Source organism: Kitasatospora sp. NPDC034533 (assembly GCF_055575155.1).
Genome location: NZ_JBVITE010000013.1, coordinates 158,117 through 177,074 on the forward strand (window position 1 = coordinate 158,117; position 18,958 = coordinate 177,074).

Annotated in this window: 12 protein-coding genes and 1 pseudogene; 8 read left to right on the forward strand and 5 right to left on the reverse strand. The window is 71.8% G+C overall.

Annotation, left to right across the window (positions count from 1 at the left end; genetic code table 11):
- Nucleotides 1–117: 117 nt before the first annotated feature.
- The 4 genes from ACZ55U_RS12985 to sbnA are packed head-to-tail and all read left to right on the forward strand — an operon-like array spanning nt 118 to nt 5,449.
- Entirely contained in the window at nt 118–2,346 is a 2,229-nt protein-coding gene (locus tag ACZ55U_RS12985) for a non-ribosomal peptide synthetase (protein WP_465525523.1), read from the forward strand.
- The gene (locus ACZ55U_RS12990) at nt 2,343–3,335 is read left to right on the forward strand and encodes a TauD/TfdA family dioxygenase (RefSeq protein WP_465525526.1); all 993 of its coding nucleotides are present in this window, start codon (nt 2,343–2,345) and stop codon (nt 3,333–3,335) included. The genes ACZ55U_RS12985 and ACZ55U_RS12990 overlap by 4 nt, the downstream gene beginning before the upstream one ends.
- Before the next feature lie 50 nt (nt 3,336–3,385).
- The gene (gene sbnB / locus ACZ55U_RS12995) at nt 3,386–4,423 is read left to right on the forward strand and encodes a 2,3-diaminopropionate biosynthesis protein SbnB (protein WP_465525528.1); all 1,038 of its coding nucleotides are present in this window, start codon (nt 3,386–3,388) and stop codon (nt 4,421–4,423) included.
- Between the two features lie 42 nt (nt 4,424–4,465).
- Nucleotides 4,466–5,449, forward strand: coding sequence for a 2,3-diaminopropionate biosynthesis protein SbnA (gene sbnA / locus ACZ55U_RS13000; protein ID WP_465525530.1), 984 nt, complete (start codon nt 4,466–4,468; stop codon nt 5,447–5,449).
- A gap of 184 nt (nt 5,450–5,633) precedes the next feature.
- Here sbnA and ACZ55U_RS13005 read toward each other — a convergent pair whose 3' ends face one another.
- On the reverse strand, nt 5,634–5,840 hold the full coding sequence (locus tag ACZ55U_RS13005; protein ID WP_465525532.1) for an MbtH family protein: 207 nt from the start codon (nt 5,838–5,840) through the stop codon (nt 5,634–5,636).
- Between the two features lie 544 nt (nt 5,841–6,384).
- On the opposite strand from ACZ55U_RS13005, the gene ACZ55U_RS13010 reads away from it, so the two are divergent.
- The 4 genes from ACZ55U_RS13010 (at nt 6,385) to ACZ55U_RS13025 (ending at nt 11,722) form a co-directional block, all read left to right on the forward strand.
- The gene (locus ACZ55U_RS13010) at nt 6,385–8,298 is read left to right on the forward strand and encodes an ABC transporter ATP-binding protein (RefSeq protein ID WP_465525559.1); all 1,914 of its coding nucleotides are present in this window, start codon (nt 6,385–6,387) and stop codon (nt 8,296–8,298) included.
- Between the two features lie 99 nt (nt 8,299–8,397).
- Complete coding sequence (locus ACZ55U_RS13015) at nt 8,398–9,531, forward strand: thiamine pyrophosphate-dependent dehydrogenase E1 component subunit alpha (RefSeq protein WP_465525534.1); 1,134 nt, start codon at nt 8,398–8,400, stop codon at nt 9,529–9,531.
- Nucleotides 9,528–10,514 carry an alpha-ketoacid dehydrogenase subunit beta gene (locus ACZ55U_RS13020; protein WP_465525536.1) on the forward strand — a complete coding sequence of 329 codons (987 nt, stop codon included), beginning with the start codon at nt 9,528–9,530 and terminating at the stop codon, nt 10,512–10,514. The genes ACZ55U_RS13015 and ACZ55U_RS13020 overlap by 4 nt, the downstream gene beginning before the upstream one ends.
- Before the next feature lie 5 nt (nt 10,515–10,519).
- Nucleotides 10,520–11,722, forward strand: coding sequence for a dihydrolipoamide acetyltransferase family protein (locus ACZ55U_RS13025; RefSeq protein ID WP_465525561.1), 1,203 nt, complete (start codon nt 10,520–10,522; stop codon nt 11,720–11,722).
- Between the two features lie 29 nt (nt 11,723–11,751).
- On the opposite strand, the gene ACZ55U_RS13030 is transcribed toward ACZ55U_RS13025, so the two are convergent.
- The 4 genes and pseudogenes from ACZ55U_RS13030 to ACZ55U_RS13045 all read right to left on the reverse strand — a co-directional run.
- Nucleotides 11,752–12,744, reverse strand: coding sequence for an ABC transporter permease subunit (locus ACZ55U_RS13030; protein ID WP_465525538.1), 993 nt, complete (start codon nt 12,742–12,744; stop codon nt 11,752–11,754).
- Complete coding sequence (locus ACZ55U_RS13035; RefSeq protein ID WP_465525540.1) at nt 12,741–13,634, reverse strand: ABC transporter ATP-binding protein; 894 nt, start codon at nt 13,632–13,634, stop codon at nt 12,741–12,743. The genes ACZ55U_RS13030 and ACZ55U_RS13035 overlap by 4 nt, the downstream gene beginning before the upstream one ends.
- Before the next feature lie 5 nt (nt 13,635–13,639).
- Nucleotides 13,640–14,026, reverse strand: a complete 387-nt coding sequence (locus ACZ55U_RS13040; protein ID WP_465525543.1) for a GntR family transcriptional regulator — start codon at nt 14,024–14,026, stop codon at nt 13,640–13,642.
- 126 nt (nt 14,027–14,152) lie between these two features.
- Nucleotides 14,153–18,922 (reverse strand): annotated as a pseudogene (locus ACZ55U_RS13045) (amino acid adenylation domain-containing protein); the annotation flags it as partial.
- Nucleotides 18,923–18,958: the final 36 nt, after the last annotated feature.

Below are 18,958 nucleotides of genomic sequence, written 5' to 3' on the forward strand. Positions count from 1 at the left end.
GGCCGGCCCTGCCCGACCCCCCACGCACGGCTCCGGCCGGGCGGCCGTCCGGCCGCCCGGCATTTCTTGTGGGCGACCGATCCGTGTCAGTGGATCGGCTGAACGAGGGAACTCTCAATGTTCGACAGCACCAGCCGTCCGGGCGACGGCGCACCAATGCGGGAGTACCTCCCCGTGGTGCCCGCGGATCTCGCGACCGCGGTCCAGCGGCTCGCTGACGCCTCCGGCGTCGGCACCGACACGGTGCACCTGGCCGCCCGGCTCAAGGTGGCCGCGGCGGTCACCGGCTCCTCCGACCTCTCGTCGGACGAGGGCAGTTGGCACGACCTGGTCGCCCGGGCGGCCACAGCGCGGGGACGGGCCGAGGCCGAGCTAGCCTGGCAGGGCGTCGGTGCCCAGGAGTACGTGCCGCCGGCGCGGGTCGCCGGTTACCTGCTGACCGCTCTGTCCCGGCTGACCGCCGACCCGGGCGAACCCCACCGACTGCGCAGCCTGCTCCCGGAGGCGGAACTGCGCACCCAGCTGGAGGAGTTCGCCGGCCCGGTCCGCCCGCTGCCCGATCGCCGCTTCCACGAGCTGTTCGAGCAGCGGGTGCGCCGCCACCCCGACGCCGTCGCCGCCGTGCAGGGCGAGCGCGGCTGGAGCTACCAGGAGCTGAACCGGCGGGCCAACCGGATCGCCCGACAACTGCACCAGCGGGGGCTACGCTCCGAGGACGTGGTCGCCGTGGTGACCGAGCGCACCCTGGAGTGGCTGGCGGCGGTGCTGGCGGTGCTCAAGGCGGGCGGCTGCTACCTGCCGCTGGAGCCGCACTTCCCGGCCGACCGGATCACCAAGGTACTGGGCCGCAGCGAGGCCCGCTGGGTGCTCGCCGAGCGCGGTGTGCCGCACCTCGACGAGGCACTACGGGGCTGCGCCGACGTCGAACTCTCCTACCTGGACGAGCTGCTGGCCTGGCAGGGCCCGGACCACGACCTCGGCCTCACGGTGGCCGCCGACCAGCTCGCGTACATCTACTTCACCTCGGGCTCCACCGGCGAGCCCAAGGGCGCGATGTGCGAGCACGACGGCTTCCTCAACCATCTGCTGGCCAAGATCGAGGACCTCGGTATCGAGGAGGGCCAGGTGGTGGCGCAGACCGCGCCGCAGTGCTTCGACATCTCGCTGTGGCAGCTGGTCAGCGCGCTACTGGTGGGCGGCCGCACCCACATCATCGAGCAGGAGACCCTCCTGGACGTCCACCGGTTCGTCCGGACGGTGGCCGACCACGGCATCCAGGTGCTCCAACTGGTCCCCTCCTACCTGGACGTGGTGCTGTCGGCGCTGCGGGAGCGGCCCCGGCCGCTGCCCGCCCTGCGCTGCGTCTCGGTGACCGGTGAGGCGCTCAAGAAGGAACTCGCCCAGCGCTGGTTCGCCGCCTTCCCCGGCGTGCTCCTGGTCAACGCCTACGGGCTCACCGAGACTTCCGACGACACCAACCACGAGGTGATGGACCGGGTGCCGGACCAGCGGTCGGTGCCGATCGGGCGACCGGTCCGCAACGTCCGGGTGTATGTGGTGGACGAGCGGCTCGACCCGGTTCCGCTGGGCGCTCCCGGGGAGATCGTCTTCTCCGGGATCTGCGTCGGCCGCGGCTACATCAACGACGAGGCGCGCACCAAGGCGGCGTTCGGCCTCGACCCGCACCGACCGGATCAACGGCTCTACCGCTCGGGCGACTTCGGCCGCTGGTTGCCTTCCGGAACCCTGGAGTTCCTCGGTCGCCGGGACTCGCAGGTGAAGATCAACGGCTTCCGGATCGAGATCGGCGAGATCGAGAACCGGCTGCTCCAGGTCCCGGGCGTGCGGGACGGCGCCGTGGTGATCGCCGGCGGTGCCGGGAAGCCCCAGCTGGTCGGCTACTTCACCGGCCGGGACGCCCCGTCCCCCACCGAGGTCGGGCAGGCCCTGACCGCAGCGCTGCCCGCCTACATGGTGCCGCAGCGCCTCTACCGGATCCCGGAGCTGCCGCTCACCGCGAACGGCAAGACCGACAAGAAGGCACTGCTGCGGATGGCCGCCGAGTCCGAGCGGGCCGACGACGACGCCGTCGAGGCACTGGCGACCGACTCCGAGCGCCGGGTCGCCCGGCTGTGGGCCGAGCTGCTGAAGGTCCCGCTGGAGCGCATAGGCCGCGACTCGCGGTTCGCCGAGCTCGGCGGCACCTCCATGACCGCGATCCGCCTGGTGATCGCGCTGGACCAGGTGCTGACGGTCAAGGACCTGGCCGACACCCCCACGGTCGCCGACGTGGCGACCCTGCTGGACCGGATCAACGCTAGCTCCCCCGAGAGGACGACACCGTGAGCTCCACGACCATCCCCGACCCGGCGACCCCGGGCACGCAGCTCCGACGCGGCGGCCTGCACGTCCGGACGGCGGCTGCCAGCCCCGGCGGGGCCGCCGGCTGGGCAGCCGAGCACCGCGAGGAGGTGCGGGCGCTGGTCGCCGAGCACGGGGCGGTGCTGCTGCGCGGACTGGGCGTCGGCTCGGCCGCCCAGGTGGCCGCGGTCGCCGACGGCCTGGGTATCGAGCGGATGACCGAGCGGGAGCGGTTCGCCCCGCGCGGCACGCACGCCGACGGCGTCTACTCCGCCTCCGAGTGGCCCGCCGACGAGCCCATGTGCATGCACCACGAGCTCAGCTACGCCTCCGAGGTCCCGAGCCTGCTGCTGTTCGGCTGCCTGACCGCGCCGGCCGGCGGCGGGAAGACCGAGGTGGCGGACGGCCAGGAGGTGCTCAAGGCGCTGCCCGCCGAGCTGGTGGAGCGCTTCACCCGCGAGGGTTGGCTCCTCACCCGGATGTACCACGAGGTCGGTGTCCCCTGGAGCGACGCGTTCCAGACCGATGACCGGGCCGAGGTCGACGCGTACTGCGCGGCCGCCGGTCTGGAGCACGAGTGGCTGCCCGGCGACCGGCTGCGCACCCGGCAGCGGCGTGCCGCCGTGGTCCGGCATCCGCGCACCGGTGCCCGGATCTGGTTCAACCAGGCGGCGTTCCTCAACGAGCGGACCATGGACCCGGTGATCCGCGACTACCTGGTCGACGTCTACGGCCCCGACGGCCTGCCCTTCAACACCGCGTACGGCGACGGCTCGGCCATCTCCGACGAGACCGTCCAGACGATCAACGAGGTCTACCTCAGGGCCGCGGTCGGCGAGCCCTGGCAGGAGGGCGACGTCCTGCTGGTCGACAACCTTCGGATGGCACACAGTCGGGCCCCCTACCAGGGCAGGCGGGAGATCGTCGCCGTCCTCGGCGACCCGGTCGGCCTCCCCGACCACCTCCCGTCCTGACCCGGCCTCAGCCCATTTGCCTACGCCCAGTCCAGAACCACGGAGTCCGCATGCCCGACAACACCGCTGTGCCCCCGTTCGCCGTGATCTCCGGCGGCCAGGTCCACCGGGTCCTCGACGGCCGGCACCGGGAGATCGTCGATCTCATCGAGTCCGCCTATCGCGCACACGGCGCCGGTGACACCGTCAACCCGCCGTCGTACTTCCTGCGCTTCCCCGACCGCCCCAGCTCCCGGATCATCGCGTTGCCCGCCTCCATCGGCGGCGAGACCCGGGTGGACGGCATCAAGTGGATCTCCAGCTTCCCGGAGAACCTGGAGCGCGGCATCCCCCGCGCCTCGGCCGTGCTGATCCTCAACGACCACGACACCGGCTACCCGCTGGCCTGCCTGGAGAGCTCGATCATCAGCGCCAGCCGCACCGCGGCCTCCGCGGCGCTGGCGGCCGACCATCTCACCAAGCGCGACGACCGCCCCCGGCGGATCGGCTTCTTCGGGGTCGGCCTGATCGCCCGCTACATCAACGACTACCTGGCCGGCACCGGCTGGTCCTTCGACGAGTTCGGCGTGTTCGACCTGTCCGCCGAGCACGCCCGCGGCTACGCCGACTACCTGAAGCGCTCCACCGACGGCTCGGCCCGGGTCACCGTGCACGGCAGCGCCGAGGACCTGGTCCGCAACAGCGACCTGCTGGTCTTCGCCACCACCGCCGGCACCCCGCACGTCACCGACCCGGCCTGGTTCTCGCACAACCCGTTGGTCCTGCACGTCTCGCTGCGTGACCTGTCCCCCGAGGTGGTGCTCGCCTCGACCAACGTCGTCGACGACGTGGAGCACTGCCTGAAGGCGGACACCTCGGTGCACCTGGCCGAACAGCGGGTCGGCCACCGCGACTTCATCGACGGCACCCTGGACGACGTGCTCACCGGGCGGCTGACCCCCGCCGCCGACCGGCCGGTGGTGTTCTCCCCGTTCGGCCTCGGGGTGCTCGACCTCGCGGTCGGCAAGCACGTCTACGACACCGTGCTCGGCGCCGGAGAGCTGAGGGTCGTCGAGGACTTCTTCCATGAGCTGCGCCGCTACGGCTGACCGGCCCGGATCCCTGACAAGCGCGGCTACGGGAGGCACGCGGTGATCATCTCGGCACCTCACGAATACAATGAGGACGGCCTGTACGTAGACCTGACCTCTTCCTTCGACCTGCCCCTCTATCTCAAGTGCGAGGGCTTCAACTTCTCCGGCTCGATCAAGCAGAAGCCCGCCCTGGCGATGGTCGAGACGGCCGAGAAGTCGGGGCTGCTCGGCTTCGACTCGATCCTGGTGGAGTCCTCCTCGGGGAACCTGGGAGTCGCGCTCAGCATGATCGCGGCGAGCAAGGGCCACCGCTTCGTCTGCGTCACCGATGCCCGGTGCAATCCGGCCACGCGCCAGATCATGGCGGCGTTCGGCGCCGAGGTGCATGTCATCACGGAGCCGGATCCGGTGACCGGGTTCCTCGGTGCCCGGCTGGCGTACGTCCAGCGGCTCTGCGAGAGCGACGAGCGCTACCTATGGCTCAACCAGTACGTCAACTCCGACAACTGGCGGTCCCACTACCGGCTGACGGCTCCCCAGATAGCCGACCAGTTCCCCGAGCTCGACCTGCTCTTCGTCGGCGCCGGGACCACCGGCACCCTGATGGGCTGCGCCCGCTGGTTCAAGGAGCACCGGCCCGGCGTGCGGATCGTCGCGGTGGACAGCGTCGGCTCCGTGGTCTTCGGCGGACCGGCGGGACGCCGGATGATCCCCGGTCTCGGCTCCGGAGTGCGGCCACCGCTGCTGGACGAGTCCCTGGTGGACGAGGTGGTGACGGTCCCGGAGGCCGACACGATCCGAGCCTGCCACAGACTGGCCGGCCACGGGTTCCTCTTCGGCGGCTCCACTGGCACGGTGGTGGCCGGCGCCCAGCGCTGGTTCTCCGAACACGGCCCGGGCTCCGATCAGTTGATCGCGGTGGCGATCGCGCCGGATCTGGGCGAGCGCTACGTGGACACCGTCTACCGGCCGGACTGGGTGCGTGAGCACTACGGCGACGCGGTGTCGGAGGCGGCGGTCTCGGAGCCGGCGGTGAGGTAGCGAAGGAAGGAACGCGGACCGGCAGCGCCCGCCCGCCCGGCAGTCGGCCGAGCGGGCGGTCGCTGTGCTGCGAGCGCCCCGCGAACGTGCTGCCGGCGCCCTTCAAATGTCCCGGGAAAGCCGTTCGGCCGGCCACGAGGGCCGGCCGAACGGATGGGGGGTCCTACTCAACCCTGGGTCCTACTCAACCCATGGCCTCGATCAGGCTCTTGGGGCGCATGTCGGTCCAGGACTTCTCGATGAAGTCCAGGCACTCCTGCCGTGCGGCCTCACCGAAGACGGTGGTCCAGCCGGCCGGAACGTCCACGAATACCGGCCAGAGCGAGTGCTGACCCTCCACGTTGACCAGGACCAGGTAGTTCGCATCGGGATCGTCGAACGGGTTCGTCACCACGCCGTCCTTCCTCAGGTGAATGGATATGGATCGCGCGGTGATCCGCCGTCGCCGGCACCATTGTCCGCCGGCACCGGAAGTACGGGTGCGGTCGAACCCGCTTCCCGTACCAGACCGTGCTCACGTCGGGACGCCAGCACTGCGCCGAACTCCACTATGGAGGAAGGCCCGCAGCCGATCAATGCAGTCGTTCAACCGCCGTGCCGCGGCAGTTGAACGACCGGCCATCACCCTGGTCGCGGGGCCGGCCGCAGCCGAACCGCACCTGTCCGAATATTGATCAGCGCAGCGGCCGAATGGGATAGTGAGGCGCCGCTGCGACCGCTCGCGTCGCGGGTCGGGCCATCGAAAAACCACGGGCCATCGAAAAGCCACGAGCAATCGACACCGCGCAACCCCAGAGTCGTCGACTCCGCGGCGCCCGAGAACCGTGGCGCCGCGGAATCTCCGGCTGCGGTCACCTTGGGCACCCTGAAGCGGTCGACGCGGCGACTGTCGAGTTCCTTGACGCACACTGACGAGGTAGGTATTCGTGGCCAAGATGGGCGACCCGGGCACGGGTCCGACGCTTCCGCGCTTCGACAAGAACTCGGTCACCGGCCAGCAGGTCAAACCCGGTACACTCCGGCGTGTCGTGCCCTACGCGATGCGCTACCGGTGGTCACTGGCGATGCTGCTGCTGGTCACGGTGATCGACGCCGGGATCGCGGCGACGAGTCCCCTGCTGCTCAAGGCGATCATCGACGACGGCATCATGCCCCGGCGGCTCGCGACGGTGCTCTGGCTCGCCGGGACCATCTGCGTGCTGGCCGTGGTGGACGCGGTGGCCCTCTACGTCCAGTCCTGGTTCTCGGGCCGAATCGGCGAGGGGCTCGTCTTCGACCTACGCACCAAGGTGTTCCAGCACGTCCAGGAGCAGCCCCTGGCCTTCTTCACCCGGGCGCAGACCGGATCGCTGGTCAGCCGGCTGAACACCGACATCGTGGGGGCCCGGCAGGCGCTGGCCACCCTGCTCTCCCAGAGCGTCTCCACGCTGATGACCTTGGTGCTGGTGCTCGGTTCGATGTTCTTCCTGTCCTGGCAGATCACCGTCGCCGCCCTGGTCATGATCCCGATCTTCTTCGCCCCCGCGAAGATGGTCGGCCGCAGGCTGCAGCGGCTCACCCGTGAGCGCATGCAGCTCGACGCCGAGATGGGCTCGATGATGAACGAGCGGTTCAACGTGTCAGGGGCCATGCTCGCCAAGCTGTACGGTCGGCCGAACCAGGAGTCCGCCCTGTTCGAGAGGTTGGCCGGCCGGATTCGCGACATCACCGTGGCGTCGGCCATCTACGGGCGCCTGCTCTTCATCACGGCCACCGTGCTCACTGCCCTGACCACTGCGCTGGTGTACGGCCTCGGCGGCTACCTCGCCGTGCACGACAGGCTCCAGATCGGCACGCTGGCGGCCATGGTGGCGCTGCTGCTGCGGCTCTACGGCCCGATCAACCAGCTGACGACCATGCAGGTCAACGTGATGACCGCGCTGGTGAGCTTCGACCGGGTCTTCGAAATCCTGGACCTGAAGCCGCTGATCGCGGAACGGCCGAACGCCCGGGCGCTGCCCACCGCCGAGGACAAGGCCGCGCCGGAGGTCGAGTTCGACCTGGTCTCGTTCCGCTACCCGGGCGCCGACGAGGTGTCGATCCCCTCGCTGGAGTCCGTCTCCGTGCGGGCCCCGGAGGGCACCGACAACCCGCTGACCCTGCAGGAGCTCAGCTTCGTCGCCCCGGCCGGGAAGCTGACCGCGCTGGTCGGTTCGTCCGGCGCCGGCAAGACCACCATCACCCAGCTGGTGCCGCGGCTCTACGACCCCACCTCGGGCACCGTCCGGATCGGCGGTCACGACATCCGCGACCTCACCCTGCAGTCCCTTCGCGACACGGTCGGCGTGGTCACCCAGGACTCCCACCTGTTCCACGACACGCTCCGGGCCAACCTGCTGTACGCACGCCCGGACGCCACCGAGCAGGAGGTGATCGAGGCCTGCACCGCCGCACGGATCTGGGACTCGATCTCCGCGCTCCCGGACGGCCTCGACACGGTTGTCGGCGACCGCGGCTACCGGCTCTCCGGCGGTGAGAAGCAGCGGATCGCCCTGGCGCGCCTGCTGCTCAAGGCGCCCCCGATCGTCGTCCTGGACGAGGCCACCGCACACCTGGACTCGGAGTCCGAGGCCGCGATCCAGCGCGCGCTGAAGACCGCCCTGGCCGGCCGGACCTCCCTGGTGATCGCGCACCGGCTGTCCACGATCCGCGACGCCGACCAGATCCTGGTCATCGACGCGGGCCGGATCCGGGAGCGCGGCACCCATGACGAACTGCTCGCGACGGGCGGCTTCTACGCGGACCTGTACCACACCCAGTTCGCCCAGAAGGACTCGGTCGACTCGGGGCTCCACTCCGAGGCCCACTGACCGGCCCGGCCCGGTCCTCCGTCACGCACCGTCCGCCTACCGCTCGTCCGACCGGACCGACGGACGGCAGGCGGTCCCCACCATCCCGGAGAAGCCGAGATGACCGCTCTCGACCACCGTCGCCAGACCGCCGCACCCGGGTGGCTCCCCGGCGCGACCGGCCCCCGCACCGACCCGGCGCCGCTACTCCCGGACGACTCCCCCGTCCGGATGCTCGGTACGCCCGCCATGGCGAGAACCGATCCGGCGTTGTTGCTGGACCTCTACCGCCGTCTGGTGGTGGGCCGGCGCTACAACCAGCAGGCCACCACCCTGACCAAGCAGGGCCGGCTGGCCGTGTACCCGTCCTCCACCGGTCAGGAGGCCTGTCAGGTGGCGGCAGCCATGGTGCTGCGGCCCGACGACTGGCTGTTCCCCAGCTACCGGGACACCCTGGCGGTGGTCGGGCGCGGGGTGGATCCGTTGGAGGCGTTGACGCTACTGCGTGGGAACGCGCACACCGGTTATGACGCACGGGCCACCCGCACCGCCCCGCTGTGCACCCCGCTCGCCACCCAGGCGCCACACGCCGTGGGCCTGGCGCACGCGGCCCGGCTGGCCGGCGACCCGGTGGTGGCGCTTGCCATGATGGGCGACGGCGGCACCAGCGAAGGTGACTTCCACGAGGCGCTGAACTTCGCGGCCGTACTCAACGCGCCGGTGGTCTTCCTGGTGCAGAACAACGGCTACGCGATCTCCGTCCCGCTCAGCGCCCAGTCCGCCGCGCCCACCCTGGCGCACAAAGCGGTCGGCTACGGCATGCGCGGGCGCCTGGTCGACGGCAACGACGTGGTCGCGGTGCACCAGGTGCTCACCGAAGCGGTGGAGCGCGCCCGCAGCGGCGGCGGCCCGACCCTGGTCGAGGCGGTCACCTACCGCCTGGACGCCCACACCAACGCCGACGACGACACCCGCTACCGCGACTCGGACGAGGTCACGGCCTGGCGGGAGCACGACCCGCTGCTGCTGATGGAGCACCGGCTACGCGCCATGGGCCTGCTGGACGACGCGGCGACAGCCGAGGCGACCGAGGCGGCCGAGACCCTGGCGTCCCGGATGCGCTTCGGGTTCCACGCCGAGCCGGTGCTCGACCCGATGTCGCTGTTCCGGCACCTGTACGACCAGCCAACCCCGCAACTCCTGGAGCAGCAGCACCAGTTGGCGGCTGAGTTGGCTGCGGAGGCCGAGCGATGACCACGACTCGTACTGCGACCATGGCGCAGGCGCTCAACTCCGCGCTGCGGGACGCCCTGCGCGAGGACCCGACGGTCCACGTCCTCGGCGAGGACGTCGGCGCGCTCGGCGGCGTCTTCCGGATCACCGACGGGCTCACCGCCGAGTTCGGACCGGACCGCTGCCTGGACACCCCGCTGGCCGAGGCCGGCATCCTCGGCACCGCGATCGGCATGGCGATGTACGGGCTGCGCCCGGTCGTCGAGATGCAGTTCGACGCCTTCGCCTACCCGGCGCTGGAGCAGCTGTTCTCGCACGTCGCCAAGATGCGCAACCGTACGGCGGGCCGGCTCCCGCTGCCGATCACCGTCCGCATCCCGTACGGCGGCGGCATCGGCGGCGTCGAGCACCACAGCGACGCCTCCGAGGCGTACTACACCAGCACCCCCGGCCTGCACGTGGTCACGCCGGGGACGGTGGCCGACGCGTACGGGCTGCTGCGCGCGTCGATCGCCTCCGACGACCCGGTGGTCTTCCTGGAGCCCAAGCGGCTCTACTGGGGCAAGGCCGACTTCGACCCGGCGGCTCCGGTCGAGCCGATCGGCCGGGCGGTGCTGCGGCGCACCGGGACCTCCGCCGTGTTGATCACCTACGGCCCCTCGCTGCCGGTCTGCCTGGAGGCGGCGGAGGCGGCGAAGGCCGAGGGCTGGGACCTCGCGGTGCTGGACCTGCGCACCCTGGTGCCGTTCGACGACGAGACGGTCTGCCGGGTGGTGCGCTCGCTCGGCCGGGCCGTGGTGGTGCACGAGGCGAGCGGCTTCGGTGGCACCGGCGCGGAGATCGCCGCCCGGGTCACCGAGCGCTGCTTCCACCACCTGGCCGCGCCCGTGCTGCGGGTCACCGGTTTCGACATCCCGTACCCGCCGCCGATGCTGGAGCACCACCACCTGCCCGGGGTGGACCGGATCCTGGACGCGGTCGCCCGGCTGCAGTGGGAGGACTGAGCATGATGCCCGTCGTGCGGGAGTTCCGGCTGCCCGACCTCGGTGAGGGTCTCACCGGGGCGGAGGTGGTGCGCTGGATGGTCGAGGTCGGCGAGGTGATCGCGGTCGACCAGCCGGTGGTGGAGGTGGAGACGGCCAAGGCCGTGGTGGAGGTGCCCTGCCCGTACGGCGGGGTGGTCACCGCGCGGTACGGCGAGGAGGGCGAGGAGATCGCCGTGGGCGCGCCGCTGGTGACGGTCGCCGATGCCATGCCCGACGGCGAGCGGCCGCTCGTCGGATACGGCGTGGCGGAGGCCGACAAGGGCGCACGGCGCCGCCGGGTGGGGGTCCCGACCCCGGCCCCTGAGCCCGAGCCGATGGAACCTGCCCCGGCCGTGGTCGCCGTGGTCTCGCCGCTGGTGCGGCGGCTGGCCAGGGAGAACGGCATCGAGCTGACCGCCGTGACCGGCAGCGGCCCGGAGGGCCTGATCATGCGCGCCGACGTCGAGCGGGCCACTGCGGCGACCGTCGCTCCGGCAGCGGTGGCCGCCGAGGGCGTCGTCCCGCTGCGCGGCCTGCGCAAGGCGGCGGCCGAGAAGCTCACCCTCAGCCACCGGGAGATCCCCGCCGCCACCTGCTGGGTGGACGCCGACGCCACCGGCCTCATGGAGCTGCGGCAGCAGCTGAACCGCGCCGCCGGCCCCAGGATCAGCGTGCTGGCCCTGCTGGCGCGGATCTGCACCGTCGCGCTGGCCCGCTACCCCGAGCTCAACGCCAGCGTGGCGGCCGACGGCATCCGTCGGCACTCCGCCGTGCACCTGGGCTTCGCCGCGCAGAGCGAACGCGGTCTGGTGGTCCCGGTGGTCAGGGACGCGCAGCTGCTCGGGCTGGAGCGGCTCGGCGAGGAACTGGCCCGGCTGACGGAGTCCGCGCGGGCCGGCTCGCTCACTCCGGCGGAGCTGACCGGCAGCACCTTCACGCTCAACAACTACGGCGTGTTCGGCGTCGACGGCTCCACCCCGCTCCTCAACCACCCCGAGGCGGCGATGCTCGGCGTCGGCCGGATCGTGGCCAAACCCTGGGTCCACGGCGGCGAGTTGGCGGTGCGCGAGGTGACCCAGCTGTCGTTCACCTTCGACCACCGCGTCTGCGACGGCGGCGCGGCCGGCGGGTTCCTGCGCCTGGTCGCCGACCTGGTCGAGCAACCCGCCCTGCTGCTGCGGCATTGACCGGCGCCCGCCCGGGGGCGCCGGTCCGCTCACTCCAGTCGGCGTACGGCCCAGAGTCCGAGACCGGCCAGCCCGCCGGCGAGGGCGAGGAAGATCGCGACTTCGAGCCACTGGAACCCCCAGTAGCGGTCGGCGGGTTGATAGGTCTCCGCCTGCTGGAGACCCGCCTCGGCAACACAGGCCGTGAACTGCGCCTGCCCGGCCGCCAGACAGGACTCCGCCCCCTGGTACGCCCTGCCCGCCGAGTCGACGGCCGGGTCCTTGGACAGGACCCAGGAGTCGGGCTGAGCGATACCCACGTAGAGGCGGCTGTCGCTGCCGCTGCCCGTCACCTCGATGCTACTGGCGGCGGCGAGGGTGCCGGCGTCGAGCGCCGCGGTGCTGCGAGCCGGAGGCATCAGGACCGGTCGGACCGCCAGCGGCATGACGATCTGCACCGCTGCGAAGACCGCGAGCGTCACGGCCATGGTCGGCACGGTTCGGCGGATCAGTACACCGCTGACGACGCCGAGGGCCACGGCGAAGGCGGCGTAGCCGATGGGGGCCACACCGCGGGCGGCGAACGCCTCCGGGTTGAACCGGTCCGCGTGAACGTGGTCGAGCGGGCCGGCCCACCACGTCACCAGCAGGGAGAGTAGGCCGCTGGCGGCCATACCGACCGCGGCGACCGAGCCGAGCTTGACGACGAGCCAGCGGGTCCGCGGCACGCTCTGGTTCCACGCCAGTTGGTAGGTGCCGGTCTCCAGCTCGCGGGTGACCAGGGGCGCGCCCCAGAAGGCGCCGATCAGACCGGGAACCGCGATCAGCACGGCGTTGACGTAGGTCTCCAGAACGCCATACTGCGACCCGAACGCGGCCAGCGCGGTTTCGCAGCCGCCGTGGGCCCGGCAGCCGGCGAGGGTGGCGTCGTAGGAGTGCCGCAGCCGCACCCCCGTGATCGCGAGGGTGACGGCGACCGCGCCGAGGGCGGCGAGAGCCACCACGATCTGGGAGCGGTACTGACGCCAGGTCAACCAGATCATCGCGCCGCCTCCGAGAGGGTTCCGTAGCCGGGTTCGGTGGCTGCCTGGGCCATGTAGGTGAGGACCAGGTCCTCCAGGCTCAGTTCGTCCACACTGCAGTTCGAGTCGTCGATCGGAGTGTCGGTCCGCACGATGAACGTGCTCTGCCGCTCGGTGTGATCGGCCTGGACGACCTCCACCCCCGCCGGCAGGGTTCCGGGATCACGCCGGGGGCCGGTGATCCGGACGTGCGTGGCGAGCAGCTCGTCGACCTCGCCCGCGAGCCGGACCCGGGAGCCGGCCAACACGACGAGGTAGTCGCAGACCCGTTCCAGGTCGGCGACCAGGTGCGAGGAGAGCACCACGCCGGCGGAGTGCTCAGCGACGAACTCCATCAGGTTCCGCAGGAACGTGCGCCGGGCCAGCGGGTCCAGGCTGGCCACCGGCTCGTCGAGGATCAGCAGCTCGGGCAGCTTGGCGACGGCCAGCGCCAACGCGAGTTGGGCGCGTTGGCCACCGGAGAGCGCACCTGCCCGCTGGGCCGGGTTCAGACCCAGCTGCCGGATCCGGCGTTCCGCCAGGTCGTGGTCCCAGTTCGGATTGAGGCGCGCCCCCAGGCGCAGGTGGTCGCCGACGGACAGCCCGGCGTAGACGGGCGTGTCCTGGGCGACGTAGCCCACCTTCGCCAGCTGCGCCGCGTCGGCCGCGGGACGCTCGCCGAAGACCTCGATGGTTCCCGAGGTCGGTGCCACCAGTCCGCAGGCCATCTTCAGCAGGGTGGTCTTCCCGGCACCGTTGGCGCCGACCAAGCCGACCACGCGACCCGCCGGAACGCTCAACGTGCAGTCGCTCAGCGCCTGGTGGCGCCCGTACAGCTTGCTCAACCTGCTGGTCTCCAGCATGGCGGTCATGGTTCCTACTTACTGGTGGTTCGAAAGGTGGTCATGAACAAGGCCTCGATGCTCTCCTCGTCCAGGCCGGCTCTTCGGGCCTTGTCGAGCCAGTGGCGCAGGTCTGCCCGCAGCGGCTCGTGCGCGGCCAGAGATGCGTCGCTGAGTGTCCTGGTCACGAAGGTGCCCTTCCCGGGGCGGGGCGCGACCAGGCCCTCGTGCTCAAGTTCCCGGTATGCCTTGAGCACGGTGTTGGGGTTGATCGCCACCTTGGCCACGACGTCCTTGACCGTGGGCAGTTGGTCACCCTCGGTCAGCACGCCCAGGCGTAGCGCCTGGCGCACCTGCTGAACCAGCTGCATGTACGGCGCGACGCCCGAACGGGCATTCAGGTGGAACTCGATCACCATCATCTCTCTTCATCTAGGTTCCTAGGCTATCCATTCGATCCGGCCCGGGAAACCGAACGCCGCAGTGCCCGGTCCGGGCATCCCGGTCCGGGCACTGCGGCAGTGGCACGACGCCTCGTCAGCCCTCTCCTATCCCAGCCAGTCGGAGACCGCCGACCACGCCGCGGCCAGCATGTCCGGCCGGATCATGTCGGAGTGCGTGCAGGGCAGTTGGACCGCCGAGATCTCCCCGGACACGAAGGGCTTCCAGTTGTCTGCGGTCGGCGCGCCGTCGGGTCGACCCTCCGCCGCGACGAGCACCAGCGCGTCCCCGTCGAACCGGCCGGGAGCGTGCTCCTGCCGGAGCAGGCTGTTGTTGATGAAGACCTGCGCGAGGCGCCGGAACTCCTCGTCCGAGATCGCGCCGAGCGCCTGACCCGCCTCGCGACGCATCCGTTCCATGACCGGGGCCAGTTTCCCGTCGTCCTCGAGGACGCGGGCGTCGACGGGCTGCCGGTCCCGGTCCGCGGACTCACCGTCCGGGCGGGGCGGCGCGGGATAGGCGTCCATGATCACCAGCGCAGCCACCTCCTCACCGGCGGCCTGGAGCTGGACGGCGATCTCGTGCACCGGAATCCCGCCGAACGACCAGCCCAGCAGGTGGTACGGACCGGTCGGCTGCACGGTGCGGATCTGCTCGGCATAGTCCGCCGCCATCTCCCGGACCGAGCGCGCGTACTCGCCCGCGCCGTCGACGCCGCGGGCCTGCAAGCCGTAGAGCGGGACCTCCCCCGGGACGAAACGGGCCAGCGGCATGTAGGACCAGCTCAGCCCACCGCCGGGGTGGACGCAGAAGAACGGCGGCTTGCTCCCCTGCGTACGGATCGGCAGCAGCACTCCCATCGCGTCCTGCACCGAGGCCAGGCTCATCCCGTTCATCAGCCCGCCGACCGTCGGGGTGGCCAGCAGGTTCCGCACCGAGACCGTCACTCCGCGCGCCTCGAGCCGCGCCACCAGCGTGACCGCGAGGAGCGAGTGCCCGCCGAGTCGGAAGAAGTCGTCCTCGACCCCGACCGACGCCACGCCGAGCACCGCCGCGAACTCCTCGCACAGCACGGCCTCGAGCGCGGTGGCGGGCCCGCGGCCCACCGCCGCGGCGGCGGCGACCGCGGTGTACTCGGGCGCGGGCAGCGCGCGGCGGTCCAGCTTGCCGTTCGACGTCAACGGCAATGCCTCCAGCACCACCACCGCCGACGGGACCATGTAGTCCGGCAGCCGCTCGGCGGCCAGACCGCGCACGGCGCCAGCCAGCGCCTCGCCGACCGTGCCCGCCGCGGCGCTGCCGTCGGCGGGGACGACATAGCCGACCAGGCGCTTGTCGCCGGGGGTATCCTCACGCACCACGACGGCCGCATGAATGACTCCGGGGTGCTCGGCCAGCACCGACTGGACCTCGCCCGGCTCGATCCGGAACCCGCGGATCTTCACCTGGTCGTCCGCCCGGCCGGCGTACAGCAGCCGCCCGTCGGCCGTCCAGCGCGCCCGGTCTCCGGTGCGGTACATCTTCGAGCCCGCGGCCCCGCAGGGGTCGGCCACGAACCGCTGCGCGGTCAGCCCCGGCCGGTGCAGGTACCCGCGGGCCACTCCGGACCCCGCGATGTACAATTCCCCGACCACGCCGGGGGCGACCGGCTGCAGGGACCCGTCCAGCACGTACACCCGGGTGTTGGCGTTGGGCCGGCCGATGCTCGGCTCATCCCCCGGTGCCAGCGGACCGGTCATCGTCGCGCAGACCGTGATCTCCGTCGGACCGTACGCGTTGATGAACCGTCGACCCGGCGCCCACTTCGCCGCCAGCTCCGGCCCCAGCGCCTCGCCGCCCGAGAACAGCGTTGTCACCGGTTCCAGAGCCGACGCGTCGAGCACCCCCAGCACCGCCGGCGGCAGCAGCAGATGCGTCACCCCGTGCCGCGCCACCACCTGCTCCAGCCCCGCGCCCGGCAGCAGTTCGTCGGCCGGCGCCACCACCAGGCAGGCGCCCGACCACAGCGCCATCAGGAGCTCCCAGGTCGCCGCGTCGAAGCCCACCGACGCGAACTGCAGCACCCGGTCGCCCGGGCCCGTGTTCCAGCCGTCGACCGTCAGCAGGTTCACCGCACCGGCATGGGTGACAGCGACGCCCTTGGGCACACCCGTCGAACCGGAGGTGTAGATCACATACGCGGGATGCTCCGGCGACAGCGCTCCGGTCGACACCCGGCCGTCCAGTACGGCCCACTCGGCCACCACCGACGGCTCGTCGACCAGCAGCACCGGCGCGTCCGACTCCGGCAGCACCGCGGCACTCGCCGTCGACGACAGCACCAGCGCCACGTTCGCGTCCCGGAGCACATAGGCGATCCGGTCCGCCGGATAGCCGGGATCCACCGGCAGGTAGGCGCCGCCGGCCTTGAGCACCGCCAGCAGCGACACCACCAGGTCGGCACCGCGCCCCATGCAGACGGCGACCACCGACTCCGGGCCGATGCCCCGGCCCGCCAGCAGGTCCGCCAACCGGCTCGCCCTGGCGTCCAGTTCGGCGTACGACAGCTCGACGCCGTCACCCGCCACCGCCACCGCCTGCGGGGTGCGCGCCACCTGGGCCTCGAACAGCTCGGGCAAGGTACCGGGCGACACGTCGGTCACGGTGTCGTTCCACTCCGTCAGCAGCCGCTGCCGCTCACCCTCGCCGAGCACGTCCACCGCGCTCAGCGGCAGCCACGGGTCGGCGGCCACCGTCGTCAGCACCCGCACCCAGCGCTCGGCGAGCCGCTCCACCGAGGCCCGGTCGAACAGGTCCGCCGCGCCGTTGAGCGCACCGCGCAGACCCGCCGGACGGCCCTCGGCGTCCAGAGCCTCGCCGACCGACACGTCCAGATCGAACTTCGCCGTCGACATGCCGACCGGCAGGTCCGCCGCCACACCCCGCGACCGCAGACCCGGCAGACTCGCCGCGGCCCGCCCGGTGTTCTGCAGCGTCAGCATCGTCTGGAACAGCGGGTGGCGCGACAGCGACCGGGCCGGGGCCAGCTCCTCCACCAGCAGCTCGAACGGCACGTCCTGGTGAGCAAAAGCTCCCAGGCCGGCCTCGCGCACCCGGGAGAGTGCCTGCGTGAAGCTCGGGTCACCGGACAGGTCGGTGCGCATCACCAGGGTGTTGACGAAGAACCCGACCAGGTCGTCCAGTGCCTCGTCGGTACGCCCGGCCACCGCCACACCGATCGGAATGTCCGTACCAGCGCCCAGACGCGAGAACAGCACCGCGAGCGCGGCCTGCAGCACCATGAACAGCGTCACGCCCTCGGCACGTGCCAGCGCCACCAGCTTCTGGTGCACCTCCGCGGGGACCTCCAGCGGCACCCCGTGCCCCCGGTAGCTCGCCACCGCCGGACGCGGCCGGTCGAACGGGAGGTCCAGTTCCTCCGGCACATCGGCCAGCGCATCGTGCCAGTAGGCCACCTGGCGGGAGAGCAGGCTCTCCGGGTCGTCCGCCCCGCCGAGCAACTCGCGCTGCCAGAGCGCGTAGTCCGCGTACTGCACCGGCAGCGGCTCCCACTCCGGCGCCCGGCCCTGCCGGCGCGCCGCGTAGGCGGCGGCGATGTCCCGGGCCAGCGGGCCCCTCGACCACGCGTCGCCTGCGATGTGGTGGAGTACCAGGACGAGCACGCACTCGTCCGGACCACTGGTGAACAGCCAGGCCCGGAACGGAACCTCAGCCGACAGGTCGAAGGCGTACTCGGAGGCCCCTCGTACGGCGTCGGCCAGGTCCGCCGGGTCCGTTTCGACCACCTGCAGTTCCCACGCCAGACGGTCGGTCTCCACCACCTGCTGACGGGGGTGACCGTCCTCGGCCGGGAACACCGTCCGCAGCACCTCGTGGCGGGCGAGCACATCGCGCAGCGCCGCGCCCAGCGCCGCGTCGTCCATCGCACCGGACAGCCGCAGCGCGATCGGGATGTTGTAGGTCGCGCTCGGGCCCTCGAGCTGGCCGATGAACCACAGCCGGCGCTGGGCGAACGACAGCGGGATCCGCTCGGGGCGCACGCCGACGACCAGCGCGGTCCGGGCCTGGCCCGCTTCCGGGAGCCGGCCGGCGAGGCCGGCCACCGTGGGCGTCTCGAACAGCGCCCGCAGCGGCAGCTCCGCGCCCAGCGCCGTGCGGATCCGGCTGACCAGCCGGAGCGCCAGCAGCGAGTGGCCGCCCAGGGCGAAGAAGTCGTCGTCGACACCGACCTTCTCCAGTCCGAGGACCTGCGCGAACGCGTCGCACAGGGCCTGCTCCTGGGGCGTGGCCGGTGCGCGGCCCGCGCCCGCCGTGTGAGTCGGGGCGGGCAGGGCGCGGCGGTCCAGCTTTCCGTTGCCGGTCAGCGGCAGTGCGTCCAGCACCACGACCGCCGACGGCACCATGTGCCCGGGCAGCCGCTCGCCGACGAATGCACGCACCGACTCCGGCAGCCCGGCCTTGTCCGCGTCGGCGACGACGTAGGCCACCAGGCGCACGTCACCGGGGGTGTCCTCGCGGGCCACCACCGCGGCCTGGGCGACCTGCGGGTGCCCGGCGATCACGGCCTGGACCTCACCCGGCTCCACCCGGAAACCACGCACCTTGACCTGGTCGTCCGCACGGCCCAGGAACACCACCTGGCCATCCGCCGTCCAACGCGCCCGGTCACCCGTGCGGTACATCCGCTCGCCGGTGAACGGGTCAGCGACGAACCGCTCCGCCGTCAGACCCGGCCGCCGCACATAGCCGCGCGCCACACCCGCACCCGCCACATACAACTCACCCACCACACCCGGCGCCACCGGCGACAGGCACCCGTCCAGCACATACAGGCGCGTGTTCGCGATCGGACGACCGATCGGCACCACACCCGTGGCCGTCAGCTCCGACACCAGCCGGGTCGTCGCCACACC